The sequence below is a fragment of the Flexivirga endophytica genome, assembly GCF_014640635.1.
In the GTDB taxonomy this organism is placed as follows: Bacteria; Actinomycetota; Actinomycetes; order Actinomycetales; family Dermatophilaceae; genus Flexivirga; species Flexivirga endophytica.
Genome location: NZ_BMHI01000004.1, coordinates 181085 through 207276 on the forward strand (window position 1 = coordinate 181085; position 26192 = coordinate 207276).

The following is a 26192-nucleotide window of genomic DNA, read 5'->3' on the forward strand; positions in this document are numbered from 1 at the left end:
CGCCGAGGCGCAGTGCGGCGCCTCGACCGACGGAGTCGGGCCGTCATACGTCCTGCGGGGGAGGGTCGGCGGCCGCGCCGCGCTGTGCGCCGAGGATGAGCACGCTCGCGCTCACGACGAACACCATGCCGAGCAGCTTGATGGCGGACAGGTGCTGGCCGAGCACCAGCAACCCGGCGAGTGCCGCGACCGCGGGCTCGAGGGAGAGCAGGATGCCGAAGACGTTGGCCGCGATGCGCCGCAGCGCGATCATCTCCAGCGAATAGGGGAGCACCGAGGACAGCACCGCGATGCCGGCACCCTTGAGCAGTGCTTCGCCGCCGATCAGGTCGCTGCCCGCCTCGAACGCACCGAACGGCAGCACCACGATCGCGGCCAGAGCCATCGCGATCGCCAGTCCGTCCAGGCCGGCGAAGTGCTGGCCGGTCCGGCGCGAGGTGAGGATGTATGCCGCCCAGCACGCACCGGCGGACAACGCCAGCAGGATGCCGACGCCGTCCAACTCGTGCCAGGGCGTGTTGACGGCACCCGAGACGAGGACGACGCCGGCGGCCGCGAGCGCCACCGCAGCGGCGTCGCGCAGGTGCCGCGACAGGACCGCCGAGAGCACCAGCGGCCCGACGAATTCGATGGTCACGGCGACGCCGATCGGCAACCGCTCCAACGAACCGTAGAAGCACCAGTTCATCGCGCCCAGCGCCACGGCGTATGACGCGACGGCCACCCAATCGGCACGCGTGCGTCCACGCAGGGACGGTCGTGTCCAGGCCAGCACGACGACGGCGGCGAGCGCCAGCCGCAACGCGACCGACCCCGGCACTCCGACCAGCGGCAACAGCGTTGCCGCGAGCGCGCCGCCGAACTGGACCGACACGATGCCGCCCAGCACGAGCAGCGGCGCGGGAACAGGTCCCGCGCCGCGTCGGCGTTGCATCATGTGCGGTCCGAAGGACAGCGGACGGTCGGTGTCATTGCAGTTGGCGGATCCGGCCGACCTTCGTCAGGGTCTGCAGGCGCTGGGCCGGCATCTCCTCCTCGACGACGTCCTGGCCGGTCGACGGAGAGTGCAGGATGCGACCCGGTCCGGTGACGATCCCGACGTGGTGGATCTCCTTGCCGGGCTGTGCGAAGAAGTAGAGGTCGCCCGGCTGCGCCTGGTCGATCGGCACGTCCGCGCAGGCGCGGTACTGGTCACCGCCGTCGCGCGGGAAGACGATGCCCAGCCGGCGCAGGCTGAGATGCACCAGGCCGGAGCAGTCCAGCCCCTTCGGCGAGATGCCGCCCCACAGGTAGGGCAGGCCGATGTGGGTGCGGGCCTCGGCCAGGAAGGTCTCGGTGGTGGGGGCGAGTCCGCTGTCCGGCAACGCGTCGAGCGACGCATCCTCCACCGGCGTCAGGTGCGCCGTCCGGATGTACCCCGGGTAGCCGGTGTCGCTGCCGTCATACGGCTGCCAGGGCGAGGTCACCCTGGTCCAGCCGTCGGTGTCGCCGGAAGCGACGATGACCGGCTCGCCCTCCAGCAGTTCGGAGTCGAAGCGGTCGTAGAGACCCAACCGGCCGTCCTCCAGGGTGGTCCGGTCCATGGCGGTCAGCCACTCCTGGTGGTCGGGACGGTCGGCGACCAACGGCGCGTCGATCGGACGCGGTGAGTCGGGAGTCGTCCACAAGCCGGTGATGTCGACGTTCACAATTGCCAGTCGGGTGGCAGCCGTGTCATTTGTCACCACGCCATCAAACACGCTGTCGCCGGTCCGCGCACTCACCACCCCCGGGTCCGCCACTCCGTGAGATGGGGGCGCTCGACGGCGAGGGTGGTGTCGTCACCATGGCCGGGGTAGACCCAGGTGTTGTCGTCATACCGACCGAAGAGCCGTTCCTCGACGTCGTCGATGAGTTGCGGAAATGACTGGTACTCATAGCGGTCCGTCGCACCGACACCACCGGGGAAGAGCGAGTCGCCGGTGAACAGGTGCGTCATGCCGTCGCTGCCGCGCAGGGACAACGCGATCGAACCCGGAGTGTGGCCGCGCAGTGTGACGACGTCGAACGCCAGCTCACCGACCTGCACGGTGTCACCGTCCTGCAGCCGGCGATCCACCTCGACCGGCAGGTCGGCCGCGTCGTCGGCGCCGGCCAACAGTTGCGCACCGGTCTCCCGTGCGGCCTCGGGCAGCGCACGGACGTGGTCGAAGTGTCGGTGGGTCGTCGCGAGGTGGGTCACGCGACCGCCGTCCGCGGCGATCATCGCGCTGATCGCGGGCCAGTCGTCGGCGGCGTCGATGAGGAGGGCGTCCCCGCCGGCGGTGTCGGTGATCAGGTAGACGTTGTTGTGCATGTCCGAGACGCTGATCTTGCTGATCCGGGCGATGCCCACATCACGCGTCGCAGGCGCCTCACCAGGAGTCACCTGTCCGTCGTAGCCCATCGGGGTCTCCTCACGATTCGGGGTTGTCGGTGGTGCGACTTAGCATTGTCGTCGTGCCTTCGTCGACGTCATCCACCGTGCCAGCTAGTCGAGGTCATGACCACCTTCGGGTGCGTGGTGCCCGCGAGCACAACCTCCAGAACATCTCCATCGACATTCCCCGCGATTCGCTCGTGGTCTTCACCGGGCTCTCAGGGTCCGGCAAGTCGTCGTTGGCCTTCGACACCATCTTCGCCGAGGGTCAGCGTCGGTATGTCGAGTCGCTCTCGGCATACGCCCGGCAGTTCCTGGGTCAGATGGACAAGCCGGACGTCGACTTCATCGAAGGGTTGTCGCCGGCGGTCTCGATCGACCAGAAGTCGACCAACCGCAACCCTCGGTCGACCGTCGGCACCATCACCGAGGTCTACGACTACCTGCGACTGCTGTTCGCTCGCGCCGGACGCCCGCACTGCCCGGTCTGCGGTGAGCCGGTCGGCCGGCAGACACCGCAGCAGATCGTCGACCAGTTGCTGACGTTGCCGGACCGCACCCGCTACCAGGTGTTGGCTCCCGTCGTGCGGTCCCGCAAGGGCGAATACCTCGAGCTGTTCGCCGAGTTGCAGGCCAAGGGCTACTCCCGTGCCCGGGTCGACGGCGACGTCACGACACTGACCGATCCGCCGAAGCTGGCCAAGCAGAAGAAGCACACGATCGAGGTCGTCGTCGACCGGCTGGTCGCCAAGGAGGGCGACACCTCCGGCAAGCAGCGGCTGACCGACTCGGTCGAGACGGCGCTGGGCCTGGCCGGCGGGGTGCTGCTGGTCGACATGGTCGATCTGGACGCCGACGATCCCGATCGGGAGCGCCGTTTCTCCGAGAAGATGGCGTGCCCCAACGAGCACCCGTTGTCGATGGACGAGATCGAGCCGCGTTCGTTCTCGTTCAACAGCCCGTTCGGCGCCTGCCCCAAGTGCACCGGCATCGGCACCGAGCTGGAGGTCGACGTCGATCTGGTGATCCCCGATCAGGACAAGTCGATCCGCGAGGGTGCGATCCTGCCGTGGGCACAGGGAGCACAGTCCTCCGACTACTTCCTGCGGGTCATCGGCGCGCTGGCCGAGGAGCAGAAGTTCTCGCTCGACATGCCGTGGCACGCGCTGCCGGAGCGGGCCAAGGAGTCGTTGCTGCACGGCAAGAACCACCAGGTGCACGTCAAATATCGCAACCGCTATGGGCGGGAGCGCAGTTACTCGACAGGTTTCGAGGGCGTGATCCCGTTCGTCAAGCGGCGTCACGAGGAGACCGAGTCCGATTGGAGCCGCGACCGCTACGAGGGCTACATGCGTGAGGTCCCGTGCCCGGTGTGCGGCGGTGCCCGCCTCAAGCCGGAGTCGCTCGCGGTCACGATCGGAGGCCGCTCCATCGCCGAGGTGTGTGCGCTGCCGATCTCGGACTCGGCCGGTTTCCTCGACACGGTCGACTTCACCCCGCGTGAGCGGCAGATCGCCGAGCGGGTGATCCGTGAGATCGACGCACGGCTGGGCTTCCTGCTCGACGTCGGCCTCGACTACTTGTCCCTCGATCGGCCGGCTGCGACGCTGTCCGGTGGTGAGGCGCAGCGCATCCGCCTGGCGACCCAGATCGGGTCCGGGCTGGTCGGCGTCCTCTATGTGCTCGACGAGCCGTCCATCGGCCTGCACCAGCGGGACAACCACCGTCTGATCGAGACGCTGACCCGGCTGCGCGACCTCGGCAACACGCTGATCGTCGTCGAGCACGACGAGGACACGATCGCCACCGCCGACTGGGTGGTCGACATCGGCCCGGGTGCGGGGGAGCACGGCGGCAACGTCGTCTACTCCGGTCCGGTCGAGGGCCTGCGCGACGAAGCGGACTCGATCACCGGCGCCTACCTGTCCGGCCGCCGCGAGATCCTCACTCCTGCGATTCGGCGTCCGCAGGACGGCAGGCAGATCGTCGTGCGCGGCGCGCGCGAGCACAATCTGCAGAACGTCGATGTCGCCATACCACTCGGCAATCTGGTTGCTGTCACTGGTGTTTCGGGTTCCGGCAAGTCGACCTTGGTCAACTCCATCCTCTACAACGTGCTCGCCAACCAGCTCAACGGCGCACGCCACGTGCCCGGGCGGCACCGCACGGTCGAGGGTCTCGAGCAGCTCGACAAGGTCGTGCACGTCGACCAGGGCCCGATCGGCCGGACGCCGCGGAGCAACCCCGCGACCTACACGGGTGTTTTCGACAACGTCCGCAAGTTGTTCGCCGAGACCACCGAGGCGAAGGTGCGCGGCTACCAGCCGGGCCGTTTCTCGTTCAACGTCAAGGGCGGTCGCTGCGAGGCGTGCAGCGGCGACGGCACCCTGAAGATCGAAATGAACTTCCTGCCGGACGTCTACGTCCCGTGCGAGGTGTGTCACGGCGCCCGCTACAACCGCGAGACGCTCGAGGTCCATTTCAAGGGCAAGACCATCGCGGACGTGCTCGACATGCCGATCGAGGAGGCGAAGGACTTCTTCGCCGCCGTGCCGGCCATCGCGCGACACATGAACACCCTGGTCGATGTCGGCCTCGGCTACGTCCGGCTCGGGCAGCCGGCACCCACGCTGTCCGGTGGGGAGGCGCAGCGCGTGAAGCTCGCGACCGAGCTGCAGAAGCGATCGACCGGCCGGACGATCTACGTCCTCGACGAGCCGACCACCGGCCTGCACTTCGACGACATCCGCAAGTTGCTCGGGGTGCTGCAGGGCCTGGTCGACAAGGGCAACTCGGTCATCGTGATCGAGCACAACCTCGACGTGATCAAGTCCGCCGACTGGGTGATCGACATGGGCCCCGAGGGCGGTCACCGCGGCGGCACCGTGGTGGCGACCGGCACGCCGGAGGAGGTCGCCGAGGTGCCGGAGAGCTACACCGGGCAGTACCTCGGTGCGCTGCTGGCCAAGTCCAGTCGCGCGGAGCGTCCCTCGCAGGGTGCGCGGGCGACGAGCGCGAAGTCGGCTGCGCCGAAGGTCACTACCAAGAGGGCGGCCACGAAGAAGCCCGCCACGAAGAAGGTCGCGGCCACGAAGACGGCCGCGACCACGAAGACGGCCGCCAAGACGCCGGGGCGGACACGCACGGCCGCTGCGGCGGTCAAGTCGCCGAAGCCGGCCGCGGTCGCCAAGGCCACCCGCAGCGGGACGGTCAAGCGGGGAGCGGGGTCGAAGTAGCCGGCCTTCGTTCGATGGGGTGCACTGCGGCCGCGTACGACTGCACAGCATCTGCACAGGTCCTGGTCATCTATTGACCTTTCAATTACTGCATCCTGGTGGCATGACTACTCCGGACGAGACCGAAGCATCTGACCCGGCAACGCCCAGTGGCACCCAACGGCGGACGGTGTTGCGTTCCGCGGGCATGGCAGGGGGCGCCGTCGTCGCAGCCGCCGCACTCGCGGCGTGCGGAGGCTCGTCCGGCTCCGCCGGCGCCGCCGCGGCCGATACCGGTGACGCGTCGGGCGATGCCGCGTCGAGCGGGGCCCCCACCGGCGGACAGGGCATCGCCAAATCCAAAGTGCCGGTCGGCAGCGGCGTCATCGACGACGATCTGAAGGCTGTCGTCACCCAACCGGCCGAGGGTGAGTTCAAGGCGTTCAGCTACGTCTGCACCCACCAGGGCTGTCCCGTCACCAAGATCAGTGGCGACACGATCAGCTGCCCCTGTCACGGCAGCCAGTTCAGCACCAAGGACGGCTCGGTCAAGAACGGCCCGGCGACCAAGCCCCTCAGCCCGATGAAGGCCACCGTGAAGGGCTCGCAGGTCATCGTCAGCTGAGCGCACCCGCAGCGACCGTAGTCCGGCTCTGCTTGACGTGATTTTGGGACGACGGTCGTTCGGTCCGTGTGGGTTGTGGCGTCATGCGTGTGATTTAGGGACGACGGTCGTCACGAAGTGCCGGCGCGGTACGCGACCGGTGCTGTTCGGGACTGTCCGACGCACTCCATAGAGTGGAGTCGTGGCTGATCCGTCGACCTACCGCCCGAAGCCGGGGGAGATCCCGGTCGATCCGGGTGTCTACAAATTCCGGGACAAGGACCGCCGGGTCATCTACGTCGGCAAGGCCAAGTCGCTGCGCAGCCGGTTGTCGTCATACTTCCAGGACATCGCGGCATTGCATCCGCGCACCCGGACGATGGTGACGACCGGCGCGAGCGTCGAATGGACCGTCGTGCGCAACGAGGTCGAAGCGCTGCAACTCGAATACTCCTGGATCAAGGAGTTCGATCCGCGCTTCAACGTCAAGTACCGCGACGACAAGTCCTATCCCTACCTCGCGGTGACGATGGGCGAGGAGTTCCCCCGGGCGCAGGTCATGCGCGGCACCAAGCGCAAGGGCACCCGCTACTTCGGTCCCTACGCGCACGCCTGGGCCATCCGCGAGACCCTCGACCAGTTGTTGCGGGTCTTTCCGGTGCGCACCTGCAGCAGCGGAGTCTTCAAGCGGGCCGGCCAGGTCGGGCGGCCCTGCCTGCTGGGCTACATCGACAAGTGCTCCGCGCCGTGCGTCGGCCGGGTGACACCGGACGAGCACCGGGCGATCGCCGAGGAGTTCTGCGACTTCATGGCCGGCAACACCCGCCGTTTCGTCAAACGCCTCGAGCGCGAGATGCGCGCCGCCAGTGCCGAGCTCGACTTCGAGGCGGCCGCTCGGCGGCGCGATGACATCGCGGCGCTGGAGAAGGCTCTCGAGCGGTCCGCCGTCGTGCTCCCCGACGCAACCGACGCCGACGTCTTCGGCATCGAGGACGACGAGCTCGAGGCCGCCGTGCAGGTGTTCCACGTGCGCGGTGGCCGCATCCGCGGCCAGCGCGGCTGGGTCGTCGACAAGCAGAGCGAAGGCGATCTCGGCCTCTCCGAGGTCGTCGAGCGACTGCTCGGCCAGGTCTATGGCGGGGAGTCGCCCGAAGGCGTCCCGCGCGAAGTCCTCGTGCCTGCGTTGCCACCCGACCCCGACGCGATGGCCGACCTGCTGACCCAGGTCCGCGGCGCGCGCGTCGAGCTTCGGGTGCCCCAGCGCGGTGACAAGCGGACCCTGATGGAGACCGTCAACCGCAACGCCAAGCAGGCGCTCGGCCGGCACAAGGTCGCCCGGGCCGGCGACCTCACCGCGCGCAGCCAAGCTCTGCAGGACCTGCAGGACGCGCTGGAGCTGCAGCAGGCGCCGCTGCGCATCGAGTGCTTCGACGTCAGCCACGTGCAGGGCACCAACGTCGTGGCCTCGATGGTCGTCTTCGAGGACGGGCTGCCCCGGAAGGGCGAATACCGCCGGTTCATCGTGCGCGGCACCCCGCAGCCCGACGGTTCGGTCCGGCTGGACGACACCGCGGCGATGGACGAGATCCTGACGAGGCGCTTCCGGCACTACCTCGAGGACCGCGACAGCGCGGGCGACATCGAGCTCGACGACACCGACGAGGACCCGGCGTCCGGCAGCGGCCCGATCGACGAAACCACCGGCCGGCCAAAGCGATTCGCCTACCCGCCGCAACTCGTCGTGGTCGACGGCGGCAAGCCCCAGGTCGATGCCGCAGCACATGCGTTGGAGGCGCTCGGCATCGACGACGTGGCAGTGGTCGGCCTGGCCAAGCGGCTCGAGGAGGTCTGGCTGCCGGACGACGACTTCCCGGTGATCCTGCCGCGCACCAGCGACGGCCTCTACCTCCTGCAGCGCGTTCGTGACGAAGCACACCGCTTCGCGATCACCTTCCACCGGCAACGCCGGTCCAAGGCGATGACCCGATCCGCGCTGGACGAGATACCCGGGCTGGGCGAGGTGCGACGCAAGGCATTGCTGCGTGAATTCGGCTCGGTCAAGCGCCTGCGCGCCGCGTCCGTCGAGCAGATCGAAGCGGTCAAGGGCATCGGTCCGGCGCTGGCAGTTACGGTGCACACACATCTGCGAGAAGATGACGCCACCGCACCCGCGGTCAACCTGACGACCGGTGAAGTGCTCGACGATCAACTCGACGCGCCCGACAACAAGGAGATCACTCGATGACCGACGTGGAAGAGTCCCCGGACCCGGCGCCGGAGCTCATCGTTGTCACCGGTATGAGCGGCGCCGGCCGCACCACCGCGGCCAACGTCCTGGAGGACCGGGGTTGGTACGTCATCGACAACCTGCCGCCACAGCTTCTGGTGGCGATGGCCGATCTGCTGGCCAAGCAGGGCGTCGAGAATCGCGAGGGTATGCCGAAGCTCGCCGCCGTCGTCGACGTGCGGTCCCGCGAGTTCTTCACGGACTTCCGTGAGGGCCTGGATCACCTGCGCGACGAAGGCTGGCGCCCGACCGTCATCTTCATGGACGCCACCGACGAGGCACTGGTGCGCCGGTTCGAGTCCGTGCGCCGGCCGCACCCGCTGCAGGACGAGGGGCGCCTCCTGGACGGCATACAAAAGGAGCGCGAAGCGCTGCGCGATCTGCGGGCCACCGCCGACATCCTGATCGACACCAGCGGGCTCAACGTCCATCAGCTCAGCAGCAAGGTTCGCGAATTCGTCGGAGGGGACGACGGTCCCGCGCTGCGCATCGCGGTGATGTCGTTCGGCTTCAAATACGGCATCCCCCTGGACGCAGACCTCGTGTTCGACATGCGGTTCCTGCCCAACCCGTTCTGGAATCCGCAGTTGCGACCGCACACCGGCCAGGAGTCGATCGTCGCCGACTACGTGCTCGCGCAGCCCGGAGCCAAGGAGTTCCTCGATCGCACCCTCAGCCTCCTGGAACCCATGACAGCGGGCTACCTGCGTGAGGGCCGCAGCTACGTCACCCTCGCGGTCGGCTGCACCGGTGGCAAGCATCGATCGGTCGCGATGGCCGAGGCGCTGGCGGACAAGCTGAACTCCCGCGAGGTGAAATCACTCGTCGTGCACCGCGACCTCGGGCGCGAATAACAATGAGCCTCAAGATGATCGGGCGCCCGGCCGTCGCGGCGCTCGGCGGTGGACACGGCCTCTTCGCGTCATTGCAGGCGTTGCAACTGGTCACCGACAAGATCACCGCGATCGTGACGGTCGCCGACGACGGCGGGTCCAGCGGCCGGCTTCGCGAGGAGTTCGACATCCTGCCTCCCGGCGATCTGCGGATGGCGCTGGCCGCGCTGTGCGACACCTCCGAGTGGGGGCTGCAGTGGGCTGATGCGCTCCAACACCGGTTCGCCGGTGAAGGCCCGTTGGGCGGGCACGCGCTCGGCAACCTGATCATCGCCTCGTTGTGGGACCTGCTGGGTGACCCCATCGCCGGACTGGACCTGGTCGGCCGGCTGCTCGGTGCACGGGGGCGCGTTCTGCCCATGGCGGCCGAGCCGCTGCGCATCGAAGCCAGCGTGCTCGGTGCCGATCCCGCTCTGCCGGACGCGGTGACCGAGATCCTCGGCCAGGTGGAGGTCGCGACGACGCCCGGCCGGGTGCTCGGGGTGCGGCTCAACCCCGACCCGCCGCTGGCCTGCCAGGAGGCGGTGGAGGCGGTGTATGACGCCGACTGGGTGATCCTGGGGCCGGGATCCTGGTTCACCTCGGTGATGCCGCACCTGCTCGTGCCCGACCTGCGCGAGGCGCTGGTGCACACCACCGCGAAGCGGATGCTCACCCTGAACATGGTGATGAACACCGGTGAGACGACCGGATTCAGCGCCTCCGACCACCTCGAGGTGCTGGCCGCGCATGCGCCGGAGTTGCACCTCGATGTGGTGCTGGCCGATCCGAGCGTTGTCATCGACCACGGTGAACAACTGCGCGCCACCGCTCAATCCCTAGGCGCGGAAGTGGTTTTCGCCGATGTGGCCGACTCAGATCAACCTGGCGCACATGACACACTGCGGCTGGCTGCGGCCTATCGTGATGTGGTGGAGTGACTGGTCCGCGTTGTCACGACACGTAGCATGAGCAGACCGCACGGGACCTGTTTTGACTTACTGCATGAGGAACTGAAACGACATGTCGATGACCGCAGCCGTCAAGGACGAACTCAGCAGACATGTCGTCACGAAGACGTGCTGCCGCAAGGCGGAGATCTCGGCGATGCTGCGTTTCGCCGGTGGCCTGCACATCATCGGCGGCCGGATCGTGATCGAAGCCGAGCTCGACACCGCGTCGGCCGCGCGCCGGTTGCGACAGGCGATCGCCGACCTCTACAGCCAGACACCGCAGGTGCTGGTCATGAGCGGCGGTGGACTGCGGCGCGGCAGCCGTTACATCGTTCGGGTGGCGCAGGACGGCGAGGCACTCGCTCGGCAGACCGGACTGATCGACCACCGCGGACGGCCGGTGCGTGGCCTGCCCCCGCGCGTCGTCAACGGCGCCGTCTGTGACTCCGAGGCGGCCTGGCGCGGGGCCTTTCTCGCGCACGGGTCGTTGACCGAACCGGGGCGTTCCTCGTCCCTGGAGATCACCTGCCCCGGCCAGGAGGCCGCATTGGCGCTGGTCGGCGCCGCGCGCCGGCTGGGCGTGCAGTCCAAGGCCCGGGACGTGCGTGGTGTCGACCGGGTCGTCATACGTGACGGGGACGCCATCGGCGTCATGCTCACCCGGCTGGGCGCCACCGACGCGTTCATGGCCTGGGAGGAGCGCCGGATGCGCCGCGAGGTGCGGGCCACTGCCAACCGGCTGGCCAACTTCGACGACGCGAACCTGCGTCGTTCGGTGGAGGCCGCCGTGCAGGCGGGGACCCGCGTCGAGCGGGCGCTCGAGATCCTCAGCGACGACGTCCCCGACCACCTGGCCGAGGCGGGCCGGCTGCGCCTCGAGCACAAGGAGGCGAGCCTCGAGGAACTCGGTCAGAAGGCCGACCCGCCGATGACCAAGGACGCCGTCGCCGGCCGTATCCGGCGCCTGTTGGCGATGGCTGACAAGCGCGCGGCCGAGATCGGCATACCCAACACCGAGGCCTCCCTGACCGCGGACATACTCGACCGGTAGAGCGACGCCGGCCGCGCGAGCGACATCGGGCGATGACCATTCAGCAGGACACATTCCGGTCGACGGACCCGATCAAATAGGCTCGACGTTGTCGATCCCGGTCGGTGCCCCGTCGGCGCCGCCTCCGACACACATCACCTGACCAACAGAAAGGGATGAGTCGCCTGTGACCGTCCGTGTGGGAATCAATGGCTTCGGCCGCATCGGCCGCAACTTCTTTCGGGCGGTTGTCGCGTCCGGTGCCGACATCGAGATCGTCGGTGTCAACGACCTGACCGACAACGCCTCACTGGCGCTCCTGCTGAAGTACGACTCGATCCTGGGTCGCTTCCCCGGAGACGTGTCGTCGACCGACACCGACATCACGGCCGGCGACAAGACCTTCAAGGCGTTCGCCGAGCGCGACCCGGCCAAGCTGCCGTGGGGCGAGCTGGGCGCCGACGTGGTGATCGAGTCGACCGGCATCTTCACCGACGCCGAGAAGGCCAAGGTCCACATCGACGGCGGTGCCAAGAAGGTCATCATCTCCGCCCCGGCCAAGAACGAAGACATCACCATCGTGATGGGCGTCAACGACGGTGACTACGACGCGGCCAAGCACACGATCATCTCGAACGCGTCCTGCACCACCAACTGCCTCGGCCCGATGGCCAAGGTGCTCAACGACGAGTTCGGCATCGTCAAGGGCCTGATGACGACCATCCATGCCTACACCCAGGACCAGAACCTGCAGGACGGTCCGCACAAGGACGCGCGCCGCGCACGCGCTGCCGCGATCAACATCGTGCCGACCTCCACCGGGGCCGCGAAGGCGATCGGTCTGGTGCTGCCGGAGCTGAAGGGCAAGCTCGACGGTTACGCGCTGCGTGTGCCGACCCCGACCGGATCGGCGACCGACCTGACCTTCGAGGCCGGCCGGGAGACCACCGTCGAAGAGGTCAACGCCGCCGTGGAGAAGGCCGCGGACGGCAAGATCCTGCGCTACACCGAGGACCCGATCGTGTCCTCCGACATCGTCACCGACCCGGCGTCGTGCATCTTCGACTCGGGCCTGACCAAGGTCATCGGCAACCAGGTCAAGGTCGTCGGCTGGTACGACAACGAGTGGGGCTACTCCAACCGCCTCGCCGACCTCGTCGAGCTCGTCGGCAAGAGCCTCTGAGCCGATACCCGCACCTTCGAGGAACGGAACTCCATGCGAACTATCGACGACCTGGGCAACCTCTCCGGTAAGACCGTGCTGGTCCGCAGCGACCTCAACGTCCCGTTGAACGACGCCGGTGAGATCACCGACGACGGCCGGGTGCGGGCCTCGGTGCCGACCATCAAGCGACTGGCCGACGCGGGTGCCCGGGTCGTCGTGTGTGCGCACCTGGGCCGCCCCAAGGGCACGCCCGACCCGAAGTTCTCACTCCGTCCGGTCGCCGACCGGCTGTCCGAATTGCTTGGCTTCCCAGTGCTTTTCGCCACTGACACGGTGGGGGAGTCCGCCAACGAGACGGTGGACAAGATGCACAAGGGCGAGGTCGCGCTGCTGGAGAACCTCCGTTTCAACCCTGGCGAGACCAGCAAGGACGACGCCGAGCGCGGTGCGTTCGCGGACCAGCTGAGCCACCTCGCGGACGCTTACGTTTCCGACGGTTTCGGCGTGGTCCATCGCAAGCAGGCCAGCGTCTACGACATCGCCGACCGACTGCCGCAGGCTGCCGGTGGGCTCGTCGAGACGGAGGTGGACGTGTTGCGCCGGCTCACCACCTCACCGCAGCGGCCGTATGCCGTGGTGCTCGGCGGCGCGAAGGTCAGCGACAAGCTCGGTGTGATCGAGAACCTGCTCGGTAAGGCGGACATGCTGCTCATCGGCGGCGGAATGGTCTTCACCTTCCTGGCTGCGCAGGGCCGTGAGGTCGGCAAGAGCCTGCTGGAGCAGGACCAGGTCGCTCGGGTGAAGGGCTACCTCGCCGACGCCGAGAACCGCGGCGTCAAGATCGTGCTCCCCACCGACGTGGTGGCCGCCACCGAGTTCTCCGGCGACGCGGAGCACGAGGTGGTCGGTGTCGACGACATCCCTGCCGACCGGATGGGTCTGGACATCGGGCCCGAGTCGGCACAGGCCTTCGCCGACGTGATCGCCACCGCGAAGACCATCTTCTGGAACGGCCCGATGGGTGCCTTCGAGATGAGTGCGTATGCCGAAGGCACCAAGGTCGTCGCGCAGGCGCTGGTCGACGTGACCAAGGGCGGCGCACTCACCGTCGTCGGCGGTGGCGACTCCGCGGCCGCCGTGCGGCAACTCGGATTCGCCGACGACGACTTCGGGCACATCTCGACCGGCGGCGGCGCGAGCCTGGAGTTCCTGGAGGGCAAGAACCTGCCCGGACTGAGTGCGTTGGAGGACTGAAGCATGGCTGACAAGAAGGAAACCCCCGGTGGCCGTACCCCGTTGATCGCCGGCAACTGGAAGATGAACCTGGATCACCAGCGGGCGACCGTAGTGGTGCAGAAGCTCGACTGGACACTCAAGGACAAGCGGCACGATCACGACGAGACGGAAGTCGTCGTCATCCCGCCGTTCACCGACCTCCGGTCGGTCCAGACGCTCATCGACGGTGACCGCCTGAAGTTGCAGTTGGGTGCGCAGGACCTTTCGCCATACGACTCCGGCGCCTACACCGGCGACGTGTCCGGCGAGTTCCTGGCCAAGCTGGGTTGTGCTTACGTGATCGTCGGTCACAGTGAGCGACGCACGGTGCATCAGGAGACCGATGAGGTCGTGGGCGCGAAGGTGAAGGCTGCGCTCCGACACGAGCTCGTACCCATCCTGTGCGTCGGTGAGCCGTTGGAGATTCGCAAGGACGGCGGCCAGGTCGAGCACATCGTGGCGCAGCTGACGGCTGCGCTCGAAGGCATCGCCGCCGCCGACGTCGCGTCGATCGTGGTCGCCTACGAGCCGATCTGGGCGATCGGCACCGGTGAGGTCGCCACCCCGGACGATGCGCAGGAAGCGTGCGCGGCATTGCGCAACACCGTGGCGGACCTCTACTCCGGTGACGTCGCGGACCAGGTGCGCTTCCTCTACGGCGGTTCAGTCAAGTCCGGCAACGTCGCATCGATCATGGCGCGCGACGACGTGGACGGCGCGCTGGTCGGCGGAGCCTCGCTGGACCCGGGGGAGTTCGCCGCAATCTGCCGCTTCAAGGCCCATCAGGGAACCATCACCGGCTGACCGCCCGGCGTGGCCCGACGCGGATGGCGAGCCGGCCGGCGTCGGCGTGTAATCTTGTCCGAGGTGCTCTTCGGGTGCCGGTTCAGTCTTTCTCAACGTGAAGGTGAGTCTCCAGCGTGGACGGCATGCGCATCGCGCTCCAAGCGGTCGTGGTCATCAGCAGCCTGTTTCTGGTGCTGTTGATCCTGATGCACAAGGGCAAGGGCAGCGGCCTGTCCGACATGTTCGGCGGCGGCGTCAGCAGCAGCCTCGGCGGCTCCTCCATCGCGGAGCGCAATCTCAACCGCTTGACGGTTTTCGCCAGTATCATCTGGCTGGCCGCGATCGTCGGCCTCGGCCTCGTCGCGCGCTTCCAGTAGCCGCATCTGCAGGTCCCTAACAGTTTCGATCCCGTCAAGGAGTAATTGTGGCCGGTGGCAATGCAATTCGAGGTAGTCGAGTCGGCGCCGGCCCGATGGGCGAGGCCGAACGAGGCGAAGCGGCACCTCGAGTGGTCGTCTCCTATTGGTGCTCCAACGGTCACGAGACGACGCCGAGCTTCGCGCAGGAGCCCGGCCTCTCCGTGCCGGAGACGTGGGACTGCCCCCGCTGCGGTCTGCCGGCCGGACAGGACCAGGCGAACCCGCCCGCTCCGCCGCGAGCCGAGCCCTACAAAACCCACCTGGCCTACGTGAAGGAACGCCGTTCGTCCGAGGAGGGTGAGGTCATCCTCGACGAGGCGCTCGACACGTTGCGCCAACGTGGCCTGATCCAGTAGTCGTCAGGCACCGGCGGCCTGCAGGTCGCCGATGACGATCTTGTGCATGCCCATCAGCGCCTGTATGGCGGCCGGCCCGGTCATCAATTCACCCAGGTTCGCCGGCAGGATCTGCCAGCTGACGCCATACCTGTCCTTGCACCAGCCGCACTGTTCCGCCTCTGGCACCGCTGAAAGCGCCTGCCAGTAGCGGTCGATCTCCGCCTGATCGGCGCATGCGACCGTGAACGAGACCGCTTCGTTGAAGGTGAACGACGGACCACCGTCGAGGCAGACGAACTGCACGCCGTTGAGGGTGAACCGGCCGTTGATCACTTTCCCGCTCATACCCTTGTAATGCTCGTCCAGCGACTCGTCCGGATAGCGCTCGATCCCGTCGATGTGCGAGTCCGGGAAGAGTTCGACATAGAACTTCATCGCCTCCTCCGCATTGTCGTGGAACCACAGGCACGGCCGGATCGGGGCCTCCACCCCACGAAGTTCTCCGCTCGTACCTCGCCCCGATACTTCGCGGGGACCCCGGTCCTTCTCGAAGTCCTCTCGATTGCTCATCGCAGTCCTCCGTCTGCGAGCAGGGCGTCGAGCTTCGCGTAGCCGTCGTTGACACCGACCTCCATGCCGCTGGCGAGCCAGCCGTCGCGGGCCTCGAAGGAGTCGACGAGGGACTGGGCGTGCAGCCGGGTGCGGCCGTCGCCGAGGTCCTCGAAGGTCAACGTCTCGAGCGAGACGCCTTCGGGCATGGCCTCCCAGGTGAAGGTCTGCACGATGCGGGTGTCGCTGACCTCGTGGAACGAACCGTGGAAGGCGAAGTCCTGGCCGTGGTGCGTGTTCAGGAAGCGCCAGCTGCCGCCGGTGCGCGCGTCCCAGTAGTCGATCTCGACGGAGATGCCGTCGGGTCCGACCCAGCGGGCGTAGAGCTCGGGGTCGGTGTGCGCGGTGATCAGCTGTGCCGGCGTCGCCTGGAAATCCCTGGTGATCCGGATGATCGGGAGCTCCTTGTCCGCCTCGATCACTGCTTCGGGGTAGGTGGTGGTGCTCATGATGCGTTGCCTTTCGTCGTGGGTTGGTCGCGTCCGTTCAGCTCGTCGAGCAATCTGTCCAACCGCTGGTATCGCTGCTCTGCCTGGCGCTGATAGCGCTCGATCCATTTGGTCATCAGGTCGAAGACCTCTGCTTCCAGATGCACCGGGCGCCGCTGCGCCTCTTTGGTGCGGGTGACCAGGCCGGCACCCTCGAGCACCTTCAGGTGCTTGGACACCGCCTGGATGCTCACGTCGTATGGCGCTGCCAGCTCGCTCACGCTGGCGTCGGCCTCGGTGAGCCGGGCCACCATGTCGCGCCGGGTGGGGTCGGCCAGGGCCGCGAACACCTGGGAGAGCTGATCCATCGATGCCTCCTCCCTTCGGTAATCAACCGGATGGTTGAATAGAATCAATGGTGCCGCGGCCGCACCTCATTGTCAACCGTTCGGTTGAATTGAATTTGATTGCTGCGGGATGGCTCGGCTGGCTACCGTTGACGCATGCATCACCAGCGGCGATTTCGGTGCCCTCGACCGGTGTTCGGTCGTGGGCTCGGCGCCGTGCGCGGCTGAGGTCCGCCGCACCGGTCGAGGGAGACAGTTCCCGACCCGACCGACCGTGAGGACCCTCGATGACCATCTACCTGAACAACGAAGAACTGCGTGCCGCGCTGCACTTGCGCGACCTGACCGATGCCGACCATGGCCCGCACGCGATGCAGCATCTCGAGGCCGAGATCGTGCGAGCGGTCGCGGCGCTCGACGAGAGCACGGTCCGCCGGATCCGCCACAGCCCGCTGGTCTCAGTAGCTGCCAACTACGACGCACTCGGCTACGGCACCGCGGATGTCACTCGCAATGAACGATATTCGCGCTACGTGAGTCCCACTGTGATGTTGCGTAGCCACACCAGCGCCATGCTGCCGCCGACGCTCGACCGACATCGGGGCACTGACAACGTCCTGTATGCCGCAGCCGGGCTCGCCTACCGCCGGGACGCCATCGATCGCACTCACACCGGAGAGCCGCACCAGCTGGACCTGTGGCGCGTGAGCAGCAGCATGCGGTGGGGTGAGGAGGATCTGACAGCACAGCTGGGAGCGATCGCGGAAGCAGTCCTGCCCGGAGCCCGCCGGCGGCTCACTCCTTCGCCGCACAGTTACACGACCGGGGGGCTGCAGCTGGATGTCTGGGACGACCTGACCGGCGGGTGGCTCGAGCTCGCGGAAGGTGGGCTGATCGCCCCCTGGGTGCTCCGGTCCGCGGGACTCCCGCCCGAACGATGGACCGGCGTCGCAGCCGGTCTCGGCCTGGACCGCGCGCTGATGTTGCGCAAGTGCGTTCCGGACATCCGTCTGCTTCGGTCGCCGGACCCACGAGTCGCTGGCCAGATGCTGGATCTGAGGCCATACCAACCTGTTTCGGCGATGCCTGCCGTCCGCCGGGACCTTTCCGTGGTCCTGCGCTGGGGTGTCGACGAGGAGTTGCTCGGCGACCGGGTCCGCACGGCGCTCGGGGACCAGGCCGGGGACCTCGAGTCGGTCGAGCTGGTGTCGGTGACGTCATACGACGATCTGCCCGAGGGTGCTCGTCGCCGGCTACGTCTCCGGCCGGGCCACGTCAATGCACTGGTGCGCCTGACGCTGCGAGCGGTCGACCGAACGCTGACGGCCAGCGAGGCGAACCGCCTCCGGGACGCGGTGTACCTCGCCATTCACGAGGGGGAGGTGGCGGAGCTGGCGGCGCCGACCGGATGACACCCGTCACAGCGTCCGCGGCGCGCGCAATGATGCGGCTGAAGGCCTACGGAGAGCGTAGAATCGCCGCCAGTACGTTGCGCTGGCGATGCCGGACGTGCTCGGGTCTTCAGGGGGAGTTCTTTTCGTGAATCTACGTTTCGGTGCTCGGAGGGCGGCTGACTCCGCCTCGCCGCGCCCCCGACGGCCGCTGCGGCGCTTCCTGGCCGGCGCCGTCGCGGTGGTCGTGGTCATGGCCATGCTGGTTGTCGGCATCTCACTGCACCGCGCGTCGCCGAGCGTCGACGCGTTCTACGAAGGCCCGAAGGCGGTGCCCACCGGTGCCGGCCGGCTCGTGCGAGCGGAGCCCTTCACACGGGGGATACCGGACACGGCGCGTGCCTGGCGCATTCTCTACACGACCACGCGCGCCGACGGTCGTCCGGCGTTGGGCAGCGGGATCGTGATGCTGGGCAAGAACGCACCGGCCGGCCCCCGGCCGGTGCTCGCCTGGGCACACGGCACGTCGGGGTATGCCGAGGTGTGCGCCCCGAGCATGTTCGCCCAACCCTGGGGATCCGGCATCCGGCAGGAGCTCGGTGCGATCATCCGGCACCACTGGCTCCTGGTCGCACCCGACTACACCGGACTGGGCACTCCCGGCCCGCATCCCTATCTGATCGGCCGGGGTGAGGGACGCTCGATGCTGGACGCAGTCCGGGCCGCCCGGCAGCTTCGGCACGTTTCGGCGTCGAAACACACTGTGCTGTGGGGGCTTTCGCAAGGTGGCGGAGTCGCGTTGTGGACGCGTCAGATTCAGCCGACCTACGCTCCCGATGTGCCTCTCGACGGTGTGACGGCGATCGCGCCGACCAGCGACATGTCCGCGCTCGCGCGACACTTCAACGACATCCCGGGCGGCATGGTCTTCATGGCGTTCGTGCTGACGGCATACTCCGCGGCATACCCGGATGTTCGCGAGCAGGACTATGTGACCCCGGCGGCGCAGAAGGTGGTCAAGGGGGCGTCCCAACGTTGCCTGCGCACCGCGGAGTCGCTGGTCGCCACCGCCGCCTCGCACGGGATCGGACCGCCACTGCTGAGTCATGAGCCGACCGACGGAGCACTAGGGCGCCGGTTGCGGCAGAACACGCCGATGGGCACGAACGACACTCCGCTGCTGGTCGCCCAGGGCGGCGCCGACCGCCTGGTCCCGGTCGGCGTGCAGCGTGCCTACGTGAAGGCGTTGTGCGCCCGCGGCCAACGACTGGACTACCGCGAATACCCCGGCCGTGGTCACGGCGGCGTCGCACGCGGCAATGCACCGCTTCTCGCGCAGCTGATCACCTGGACCGAGGACCGCCTCGTCGGCGAACCGGCACCCGACAACTGCGCGCGGCTGGGTCACTCCCGGTAGTTCTCCACGATCGCTGCGGACCGCTCTGACGCGTCGGCCGGGTCCTGCGCGAACTCCCGGCGTGCCTGCCGCTGTCGCAGCAGGTCCCACAACCTGTCGAGTTGGACCTCGGCCTCGCGCAGTTGAGCATGCTCGTCCGGTGCGCTGATCTCGCCCCGGCCGAGCTTCGTACGCAACTCGTGCTCGGTCGCGATCAGTTCGGTGATGTGGTCGCGGATGGTCTTGTCGTCCATGCGACTCATCGTGGCACTCGCGGTGCCGCACCGCCATGCCGTGTCGACGTCACTCGGTGCCGGGCAGTTTCGCCGCAGCCGCAGCGTCCAGCCACCAGACAGTGTCGTCCGCGCCGCGGACGCCGGCAGCCGGCACATCCCAGCGGTCGGCATCAGGCGCATGAGCGGCAGCGACCGCTTCGGCCTTCTCGTCGCCAGCGACCAGCAGCCACACCTGCCGGCTGCGGTTGAGACACTCGAAGGTCAGCGACACCCGGTCCGGCGGCGGCTTGGGGGAGTCATGGACCGCGATGGCTATGGCGTCCTCGGTCCGCTGCGCAGGATGATGCGGGAAGAGAGAAGCGACGTGGCCGTCAGGGCCCATACCGAGCATGACGATGTCGAACATCCCGTCGCCCGCCTTGGGCGCACGGATGGCCGCCGAGTATGCCGATGCTGCCGACTCGACGTCGGCGACGTGCTCCGGGCCTGCCACCCGGTGGATGTTCTCGGCAGGTACCGGGAGCGCGTGCAGCGCAGCCTTGTCGGCTTCGAGGTCGTTGCGGTCGGCCGCGCCGGCCGGCACGAATCGCTCGTCACCCCACCAGAAATGCACGTTCGACCAGTCGATGTCGTCCGCGGACGGCAGCGACTGCAGTGACAGGCCACCCATCGAGCCGCCGGTCAGCACGATGTGCGCGACGCCGCGATCACGTTGGGCGGCGACGATCTCGGTAACCAGCCGGTCCGATATCGCCTTACCCAAATCGTCCTTGGTGTCTCGTAGTTCGAGCGTCATTTCGCTGCCTTCTTCGCAGCTGCCTTCTTGGCGCCGGCTTTCCTGGCACCGGTCTTGGTCGCGACCACCTTCTTCGCCGACGTCTTCGCGCCGGTCGGCTTGGTGGCCGCCTTCGTCGCGGCGGCCGTTTTCGCACCCGTCGTCTTCGTGGTCGTCTTGGTGGTCGCCTTCGTCGCGGCAGCGATCTTCGCGCCGGTCTTCGCGGTGCTGCGCTTGCTGGCCGGGGCGTTCGTGACCAGTGGCAGACCCTTGACGAGCGCTTGCCGGTAGACCTCGTCGCCGCCGAGGCGGCTCAACTCCTCGGCCAGCGACTCGGTGCGGTCCGGGCGGGTGAGGTCGAGTTGGCGCTCGGGTTGACCCGGCTGGGTGAGGCACCCGACCTGGCGGTCCGGGCGGACCAACTCGATGGCCCCGGACTTGCGCTCCATGACGACATTGACCAGCCCGGTGCCGGGCTTGGACCGCGCCCGCCGCACCGGGCACTTCAGCCGGACGGCCAACCAGCCGGCGAGCAGGTCGGTGCTCGCCGAGTCGGAGGCGCCGGTGACCGTGACCGACGTGACGGGTTCGTATGGCGGAAGGTCGAGCGCTGTCGCGAGCAGCCCGCGCCACCGCGTCGTGCGGGACCACGCCATGTCCGTGTCGCCGTCGGTGTATTCGACGCGCCTGCGCTGCAACGCCTTTCGGGGGTCGTTGGACAGCGACGCGTCGGTGATCCGCCGACCGGCGAGCTTGCCGATCGGGGACGAACCGACGTCCTGTGCGCCACTCGGCCACCAAGCGACGATCGGTGTGTCCGCGGCCAGCAGCGGCGTCACCACGCTCGCTCCGTGCTTGGTCAGCTCGCCATACATCCGCAGCACGATGATCTCGCTGCCGCCGGCGTCGCTGCCGAGCCGCACCTGGGCATCAAGTCGCCGCGCCGCGCGCGGGTTGCCCGACACGAGCGCGATGATGCGGCTGGGGTGCTGGCGGCTCGCGGTGATCGCCGCCTCGATGGCTTCGTCGGCATCCGCTTCGTCGACGACGACGATGAGCGTCATCACCCGACCCAGCGTCATTGAGCCGGACTCGTTGCGCAGTCTGACCAACTGCTTGCTGACTGCTTTTGTCGTCGCGTTCGGCAGGTCGGCGATCATTTGATCCTCACCTCGGTGCCTCGGGCGGCGCGCTCGTCGCGCACCTTTGTCGTCGCGTTCGGCAGGTCGGCGATCATTTGATCCTCACCTCGGTGCCTCGGGCGGCGCGCTCGTCGCGCACTTTTGTCGTCGCGTTCGGCAGGTCGGCGATCATTTGATCCTCACCTCCGTGCCTCGGGCGGCGCGCTCGTCGCGCACCTTTGTCGTCGCGTTCGGCAGGTCGGCGATCATGGCAGCCTCCACTCACGTCCGTCGCGCTCCAGTAACTGGTCCGCACTGCGCGGACCCCAAGTGCCGGACTCGTATCCCTCGGGTTTGCCCTTGCGTGCCCAGAACCGCTCGACGGGGTCGAGGATCTGCCAGGAGAGTTCCACCTCCTCGTGCCGCGGGAACAGCGGTGGCTCGCCGAGCAGTACGTCGAGGATGAGCCGCTCGTAGGCCTCGGGACTGGACTCGGTGAATGCAGTGCCGTAGCCGAAATCCATTGTCACGTCACGGACTTCCATCGATCCGGCACCGGGCACCTTGGAGCCGAAGCGGATCGTGGTGCCCTCGTCGGGCTGCACGCGGATGACGATGGCGTTCTGACCGAGTTCCTCGGTCGACGTGTCGTTGAACGGCAGGTGCGGCGCCCGCTTGAAGATGACGGCGATCTCGGTGACGCGCTTGCCGAGGCGTTTCCCGGTGCGCAGGTAGAACGGCACGCCGGCCCACCGGCGGGTGTGCACCTGCAGCTTGAGTGCGGCATACGTCTCGGTCGTCGACTTGGGGTCGATGCCGTCCTCGGTGAGGTAGCCGATGACCTTCTCGCTGCCCTGCCAGCCGGCGGTGTACTGACCCCGTGCGGTGGCCGTGGCCAGGTCGTCGGGCAACCGCACCGCGGCCAGGACCTTCTCCTTCTCGGCGCGCAACTCGTCCGCGCCGAAGGAGTTGGGTTGCTCCATCGCGGTCAGCGCCAGCAACTGCAGCAGGTGATTCTGTATGACGTCACGCGCGGCGCCGATGCCGTCGTAGTAACCCGCGCGACCCGTGATGCCGATGTCCTCGGCCATCGAGATCTGCACGTGGTCGACGTAGTGGGCGTTCCAGACCGGCTCGAAGAGCTGGTTCGCGAACCGCAGCGCCAGCAGGTTCTGGACGGTCTCCTTGCCGAGGTAGTGGTCGATCCGGAAGATCGCGTCGGCCGGGAAGACCCGCTCCAGCGTTGCGTTGAGGTCGCGCGCACTGGCCAGGTCGTGACCGAACGGCTTCTCGATGACCACTCGGCTCCACGACCCGTTCTTCGGACGGGCCAGACCTGATCGGTCCAGCTGGGAGCAGACGAGCTCGAACGCTCCCGGCGGGATCGACAGGTAGAACGCGGTGTTGCCACCGGTCCCACGCTCCTCGTCGAGCTCCTTCAGCGTTTGGGCGAGCTCGTCGAAGGCGGCATCGTCGTCGAAGCTGCCGTGCACGAAGCGCAGGCCCTCCTCGAAGTTGCGCCACACCTCCTCGCGGAATGGGGTGCGTGCACCGGCCCGGACCGCGTCCTTCACGATGCGCGCGAAGTCCTGGTCCTCCCAGTCACGCCGGGCGAAGCCCACCAGGGCGAAACCCGGCGGCAGCAGCCCGCGGTTGGTCAGGTCGTAGATCGCCGGAAGCAACTTCTTGCGGGCCAGGTCGCCGGTGACGCCGAACATCACCAGAGCGCACGGCCCGGCGATCTGAGGCAGCCGGCGATCATCGGCCTGGCGCAAGGGGTTGGCTCCGCGCGCCACGCGCGCCGGACTCATGAAGCAGTTACCTCCGAGATGGCATGTTGCAACTGGGCGAGACCGGCTTCGTGGTCGGTCAAGTTGAGACGCAGCACCGGCCTGCCGTGCTCGGCGAGCACCTTGGCGTCGCCGCCGGATTGAGAGTCGATGAAGTCACCGAAGGTGAACTCACGTCCCGGTATGTCCAGGTCCTGCGCCGGTGCTGTGGTGATCTGCAGGAAGACCCCGTTGGCGGGTCCACCCTTGTGGTATTGCCCCGTCGAGTGCAGGAAGCGCGGGCCGAAACCGAACGTCACCGGGCGGCTCAGCTTGCGCGCCAACGGGATTCGCACGTCGGCGAGCGACCCGTCAGCGATCCGGTCGACATACGCCATGACTGCGAGGTAGCCGTCGTCGGGCAGCTGCGCGAAGAGCGCACGCAGTGCGTCGCCGACCGTCCCGGCGTCACCCAGGAAGTCCGGTCCGGCGCTGCGCACCTCGACCGCACCATCGGTGTATGCCGGAGCGGCGACCGACCCTGTGCCCGCGCCGAGCAGGTCGCGAGCGGCGGCCTTCGCGCTCTCCACGTCGGGCTGGTCGAACGGGTTGATGCCGATCAATCGGCCTGCAGTGGCCACGGCGGCCTCCCACAGCAGCATGGCGCCACCGAGTGAGCCGCCGACGTCGACGACCGCGTCGCCGGACGGTTGAGAGTCGTCGTCAGCGGCGACCAGGCGCACGTAGAGCTCGTCCGTGAGCTGATCACCGACGGGGGAGTCACCGACGACGACGGGCAGCAGCCCCTTGCCGTTCTTGCCGGTGCTCTCCGCGATCAGCTGCTCCGCCCAATCACCGAATCCGAGAGCCTTCGTGCCTGCGTCGATGAGCACGATCTTGTCGCGCAGCGGCTGCGTGCCACCGAGCGCTGCGCCCAGACGCAGTGCGGGGTTGGCTTCGTCGTCGGACGCGAGCAGGTCGGTCACCGCCTCCGCCTCGTCGAGCAGCCGGCCGATGTCGGCACCCGCCAGACCACTCGGCACCAGGCCGAACGCGGTCAGCGCGGAGTAGCGGCCGCCGACGCCCGGGTCGGCGTTGAAGACGGTGAAGCCGCCGTCGCGTGCTTCCTTGTCGAGCGGGCTGCCCGGGTCGGTGACGACGACGATCCGCTCCGTCGGGTCGATGCCGGCGTCCTGGAAGGCCTTCTCGTAGACGCGTCGCTGGGAGTCGGTCTCCACCGTGGAACCCGACTTGGAAGAGACGACGACGACCGTCTGCTCGAGCCGGTCCTCCAGCGCGGCGCGGACCATGTCCGGCTGCGAGGAATCCAGGACCGTGAGGGGAACGCCGTCGGACCCACAGATGACCTCGGGCGCGAGAGACGAGCCACCCATGCCGCAGAGAACGACGTGGTCGAGACCCTTGTCGGCGAATTTGCCTCGCAGCGCTTCGATCTCAGCGACCAGTGGCCGCGACGACGAACCCAGGCCGACCCAGGACAGGCGCTTGCCGGCCTCGGACTCGGCGTCCGGACCCCACAGCGTCGCATCCTGCGCGAACAGCTTGCCGGCGAAACCGTCGGCCACCAGTTGCGGGACGTGCGCCGTGATCGCGTCCGCGGCCCCACCCACCGCGGTCACGGTGAGGTCGGCATCGCTCACAGCGTTGCACCCGCCTTCTCCAGCTCGCTCTTGACCGAGCCGAGCAACTCGTCCCACGACTTGTCGAACTTCTGCAGACCCTCGGTCTCCAGCACCTGCACGACGTCGGAGTAGGAGACGCCGAGCTTGTCGAGCGCGTCGAGCACCCCGGCCGCGTCCTCGTAATTGCCGGTCACCTGGTCACCGGCCAGCTCACCGTGGTCCGCGACGGCGTCGAGCGTCTTCGGCGGCATGGTGTTGACGGTGTCCTTCACCGCGAGGTCCACGACATACATCGTGTCGGGGTACGCCGGGTCCTTGACACCGGTCGACGCCCACAGCGGACGCTGGGTGTGCGCACCGTCGTCGGCGAGCGACTTCCACCGAGGCGTGCTGAAGACCTCTTCGTAGGCCTGGTAGGCCAGTCTCGCGTTGGCGACTCCGGCCTTCCCCTTGAGGGCCTTCGCCTCGTCGGACCCGATGGCGTCCAGCCGCTTGTCGACCTCGCTGTCGACACGGGAGACGAAGAAGGATGCGACCGAACGGATCTTGGACAGGTCCTTGCCGGCCTGCTTGGCCTGCTCGAGGCCGGCCAGGAAGGCGTTCATGACACCGCGGTAGCGCTCCAGCGAGAAGATCAAGGTCACGTTGATGCTGATGCCCTCGGCCAGTGCGGCGGTGATCGCCGGCAGGCCCTCCTCCGTGGCAGGGATCTTGATCATCACGTTGGGCTGGTCGACCTTGGCCCAGAGCTGCTTGGCCATCTCGACGGTGCCGTCGGTGTCGCGGGCCAATCGCGGGTCGACCTCGATGGAGACGCGGCCGTCGAGACCGTTCGTCGCGTCATAGACCGAACGCAGCACGTCGCAGGCGTCGTGCACATCGCGCGTGGTGATCTCGAAGACCGTCTCGTCGACGCCGGTCCCGCCCTTGGCGAGCTCGGCGACCTGCTCGTTGTATGCCGTGCCGTCCGACAGCGCGGTGGCGAAGATCGTCGGGTTGGTGGTGACTCCGACGACGTTCTTGTCATCGGCCAGCTTCTTCAGGTCGCCGCTGCTGATCAGCGTGCGGCTCAGGTCGTCCAGCCAGATCGAGACGCCGAGGTTGCTCAGTGCCTGAGTGTTTGTGTTTGCCATCT

25 protein-coding genes are annotated in these 26192 nt (G+C 67.8%); 13 read left to right on the forward strand and 12 right to left on the reverse strand.

Features of this window, described 5'->3' with window-relative positions; translation table 11 throughout:
* Positions 1–43: 43 nt before the first annotated feature.
* Genes IEX71_RS12830 through IEX71_RS12840 form a run of 3 tightly spaced genes read right to left on the reverse strand, consistent with a single transcriptional unit; the run spans position 44 to position 2425 of the window.
* Positions 44–937, reverse strand: coding sequence for an EamA family transporter (locus IEX71_RS12830; RefSeq protein WP_229749702.1), 894 nt, complete (start codon positions 935–937; stop codon positions 44–46).
* Between the two features lie 31 nt (positions 938–968).
* Entirely contained in the window at positions 969–1724 is a 756-nt protein-coding gene (locus tag IEX71_RS12835) for a C40 family peptidase (RefSeq protein ID WP_188837439.1), read from the reverse strand.
* A gap of 35 nt (positions 1725–1759) precedes the next feature.
* Positions 1760–2425: an MBL fold metallo-hydrolase gene (locus tag IEX71_RS12840; protein ID WP_188837440.1), complete on the reverse strand. Its 666-nt coding sequence runs from the start codon at positions 2423–2425 to the stop codon at positions 1760–1762.
* A 53-nt stretch (positions 2426–2478) separates the two neighbouring features.
* On the opposite strand from IEX71_RS12840, the gene uvrA reads away from it, so the two are divergent.
* The 11 genes from uvrA (at position 2479) to IEX71_RS12895 (ending at position 15360) form a co-directional block, all read left to right on the forward strand.
* Positions 2479–5634 (forward strand): excinuclease ABC subunit UvrA, encoded by a 3156-nt coding sequence (uvrA, locus tag IEX71_RS12845; protein WP_444542667.1) that lies wholly within the window; start codon positions 2479–2481, stop codon positions 5632–5634.
* Positions 5635–5737: 103 nt separating this feature from the next.
* Entirely contained in the window at positions 5738–6238 is a 501-nt protein-coding gene (locus IEX71_RS12850; RefSeq protein WP_188837441.1) for a Rieske (2Fe-2S) protein, read from the forward strand.
* 181 nt (positions 6239–6419) lie between these two features.
* Positions 6420–8462 (forward strand): excinuclease ABC subunit UvrC, encoded by a 2043-nt coding sequence (gene uvrC, locus IEX71_RS12855; RefSeq protein WP_188837442.1) that lies wholly within the window; start codon positions 6420–6422, stop codon positions 8460–8462.
* Entirely contained in the window at positions 8459–9358 is a 900-nt protein-coding gene (gene rapZ / locus IEX71_RS12860) for an RNase adapter RapZ (RefSeq protein WP_188837443.1), read from the forward strand. The genes uvrC and rapZ overlap by 4 nt, the downstream gene beginning before the upstream one ends.
* Before the next feature lie 14 nt (positions 9359–9372).
* Positions 9373–10317, forward strand: a complete 945-nt coding sequence (locus IEX71_RS12865; RefSeq protein WP_188837444.1) for a gluconeogenesis factor YvcK family protein — start codon at positions 9373–9375, stop codon at positions 10315–10317.
* 82 nt (positions 10318–10399) lie between these two features.
* Complete coding sequence (whiA, locus tag IEX71_RS12870; protein ID WP_188837445.1) at positions 10400–11380, forward strand: DNA-binding protein WhiA; 981 nt, start codon at positions 10400–10402, stop codon at positions 11378–11380.
* Between the two features lie 166 nt (positions 11381–11546).
* On the forward strand, positions 11547–12542 hold the full coding sequence (gene gap / locus IEX71_RS12875) for a type I glyceraldehyde-3-phosphate dehydrogenase (protein WP_188837446.1): 996 nt from the start codon (positions 11547–11549) through the stop codon (positions 12540–12542).
* A 33-nt stretch (positions 12543–12575) separates the two neighbouring features.
* Positions 12576–13778: a phosphoglycerate kinase gene (locus tag IEX71_RS12880; protein ID WP_188837447.1), complete on the forward strand. Its 1203-nt coding sequence runs from the start codon at positions 12576–12578 to the stop codon at positions 13776–13778.
* Between the two features lie 3 nt (positions 13779–13781).
* Positions 13782–14603, forward strand: a complete 822-nt coding sequence (tpiA, locus tag IEX71_RS12885) for a triose-phosphate isomerase (protein ID WP_188837448.1) — start codon at positions 13782–13784, stop codon at positions 14601–14603.
* Positions 14604–14719: 116 nt separating this feature from the next.
* Positions 14720–14962 carry a preprotein translocase subunit SecG gene (gene secG, locus IEX71_RS12890; RefSeq protein ID WP_188837449.1) on the forward strand — a complete coding sequence of 81 codons (243 nt, stop codon included), beginning with the start codon at positions 14720–14722 and terminating at the stop codon, positions 14960–14962.
* Between the two features lie 47 nt (positions 14963–15009).
* The gene (locus tag IEX71_RS12895) at positions 15010–15360 is read left to right on the forward strand and encodes an RNA polymerase-binding protein RbpA (protein ID WP_188837450.1); all 351 of its coding nucleotides are present in this window, start codon (positions 15010–15012) and stop codon (positions 15358–15360) included.
* Positions 15361–15363: 3 nt separating this feature from the next.
* Here the strand turns inward: IEX71_RS12895 and IEX71_RS12900 are convergent, their stop codons facing one another.
* Genes IEX71_RS12900 through IEX71_RS12910 form a run of 3 tightly spaced genes read right to left on the reverse strand, consistent with a single transcriptional unit; the run spans position 15364 to position 16747 of the window.
* Positions 15364–15912: a VOC family protein gene (locus IEX71_RS12900; protein ID WP_308420976.1), complete on the reverse strand. Its 549-nt coding sequence runs from the start codon at positions 15910–15912 to the stop codon at positions 15364–15366.
* Positions 15909–16400: an SRPBCC family protein gene (locus IEX71_RS12905; RefSeq protein ID WP_188837451.1), complete on the reverse strand. Its 492-nt coding sequence runs from the start codon at positions 16398–16400 to the stop codon at positions 15909–15911. Before IEX71_RS12905 ends, IEX71_RS12900 begins: the two co-directional genes overlap by 4 nt.
* Positions 16397–16747, reverse strand: a complete 351-nt coding sequence (locus tag IEX71_RS12910) for an ArsR/SmtB family transcription factor (RefSeq protein ID WP_188837452.1) — start codon at positions 16745–16747, stop codon at positions 16397–16399. Before IEX71_RS12910 ends, IEX71_RS12905 begins: the two co-directional genes overlap by 4 nt.
* A 266-nt stretch (positions 16748–17013) precedes the next feature.
* Between IEX71_RS12910 and srmL the strand changes: the two genes are divergently transcribed.
* On the forward strand, positions 17014–18138 hold the full coding sequence (gene srmL / locus IEX71_RS12915; protein ID WP_188837453.1) for a PheS-related mystery ligase SrmL: 1125 nt from the start codon (positions 17014–17016) through the stop codon (positions 18136–18138).
* A 127-nt stretch (positions 18139–18265) separates the two neighbouring features.
* Complete coding sequence (locus IEX71_RS12920; RefSeq protein WP_188837454.1) at positions 18266–19534, forward strand: lipase family protein; 1269 nt, start codon at positions 18266–18268, stop codon at positions 19532–19534.
* Here the strand turns inward: IEX71_RS12920 and IEX71_RS12925 are convergent.
* The 6 genes from IEX71_RS12925 to tal all read right to left on the reverse strand — a co-directional run bounded on the left by IEX71_RS12925 (position 19522) and on the right by tal (position 26190).
* Complete coding sequence (locus tag IEX71_RS12925; RefSeq protein WP_188837455.1) at positions 19522–19767, reverse strand: DUF2630 family protein; 246 nt, start codon at positions 19765–19767, stop codon at positions 19522–19524. The two genes, IEX71_RS12920 and IEX71_RS12925, sit on opposite strands and share 13 nt — an antisense overlap.
* Before the next feature lie 49 nt (positions 19768–19816).
* Positions 19817–20545, reverse strand: a complete 729-nt coding sequence (gene pgl / locus IEX71_RS12930; RefSeq protein WP_188837456.1) for a 6-phosphogluconolactonase — start codon at positions 20543–20545, stop codon at positions 19817–19819.
* Positions 20542–21684: a glucose-6-phosphate dehydrogenase assembly protein OpcA gene (locus tag IEX71_RS12935; RefSeq protein ID WP_188837457.1), complete on the reverse strand. Its 1143-nt coding sequence runs from the start codon at positions 21682–21684 to the stop codon at positions 20542–20544. The genes pgl and IEX71_RS12935 overlap by 4 nt, the downstream gene beginning before the upstream one ends.
* 227 nt (positions 21685–21911) lie before the next feature.
* A complete protein-coding gene (zwf, locus tag IEX71_RS12940; RefSeq protein WP_188837458.1) occupies positions 21912–23456 on the reverse strand; it encodes a glucose-6-phosphate dehydrogenase in 1545 nt (514 codons plus the stop codon).
* Complete coding sequence (locus tag IEX71_RS12945; protein WP_188837459.1) at positions 23453–25075, reverse strand: glucose-6-phosphate isomerase; 1623 nt, start codon at positions 25073–25075, stop codon at positions 23453–23455. Before IEX71_RS12945 ends, zwf begins: the two co-directional genes overlap by 4 nt.
* Positions 25072–26190 (reverse strand): transaldolase, encoded by a 1119-nt coding sequence (gene tal / locus IEX71_RS12950; protein ID WP_188837460.1) that lies wholly within the window; start codon positions 26188–26190, stop codon positions 25072–25074. The genes IEX71_RS12945 and tal overlap by 4 nt, the downstream gene beginning before the upstream one ends.
* Between the last annotated feature and the right edge of the window lie 2 nt (positions 26191–26192).

Coding starts and splice junctions, on each gene's coding strand:
- IEX71_RS12830 (WP_229749702.1), bottom strand. CDS start 937: ATGATGCAACGCCGACGCGGCGCGGGACCTGTTCCCGCGCCGCTGCTC.
- IEX71_RS12840 (WP_188837440.1), bottom strand. CDS start 2,425: ATGGGCTACGACGGACAGGTGACTCCTGGTGAGGCGCCTGCGACGCGT.
- IEX71_RS12850 (WP_188837441.1), top strand. CDS start 5,738: ATGACTACTCCGGACGAGACCGAAGCATCTGACCCGGCAACGCCCAGT.
- rapZ (WP_188837443.1), top strand. CDS start 8,459: ATGACCGACGTGGAAGAGTCCCCGGACCCGGCGCCGGAGCTCATCGTT.
- IEX71_RS12865 (WP_188837444.1), top strand. CDS start 9,373: ATGATCGGGCGCCCGGCCGTCGCGGCGCTCGGCGGTGGACACGGCCTC.
- whiA (WP_188837445.1), top strand. CDS start 10,400: ATGTCGATGACCGCAGCCGTCAAGGACGAACTCAGCAGACATGTCGTC.
- IEX71_RS12880 (WP_188837447.1), top strand. CDS start 12,576: ATGCGAACTATCGACGACCTGGGCAACCTCTCCGGTAAGACCGTGCTG.
- tpiA (WP_188837448.1), top strand. CDS start 13,782: ATGGCTGACAAGAAGGAAACCCCCGGTGGCCGTACCCCGTTGATCGCC.
- IEX71_RS12900 (WP_308420976.1), bottom strand. CDS start 15,912: ATGAGCAATCGAGAGGACTTCGAGAAGGACCGGGGTCCCCGCGAAGTA.
- IEX71_RS12905 (WP_188837451.1), bottom strand. CDS start 16,400: ATGAGCACCACCACCTACCCCGAAGCAGTGATCGAGGCGGACAAGGAG.
- IEX71_RS12910 (WP_188837452.1), bottom strand. CDS start 16,747: ATGGATCAGCTCTCCCAGGTGTTCGCGGCCCTGGCCGACCCCACCCGG.
- srmL (WP_188837453.1), top strand. CDS start 17,014: ATGACCATCTACCTGAACAACGAAGAACTGCGTGCCGCGCTGCACTTG.
- IEX71_RS12925 (WP_188837455.1), bottom strand. CDS start 19,767: ATGGACGACAAGACCATCCGCGACCACATCACCGAACTGATCGCGACC.
- pgl (WP_188837456.1), bottom strand. CDS start 20,545: ATGACGCTCGAACTACGAGACACCAAGGACGATTTGGGTAAGGCGATA.
- IEX71_RS12935 (WP_188837457.1), bottom strand. CDS start 21,684: ATGATCGCCGACCTGCCGAACGCGACGACAAAAGCAGTCAGCAAGCAG.
- zwf (WP_188837458.1), bottom strand. CDS start 23,456: ATGAGTCCGGCGCGCGTGGCGCGCGGAGCCAACCCCTTGCGCCAGGCC.
- tal (WP_188837460.1), bottom strand. CDS start 26,190: ATGGCAAACACAAACACTCAGGCACTGAGCAACCTCGGCGTCTCGATC.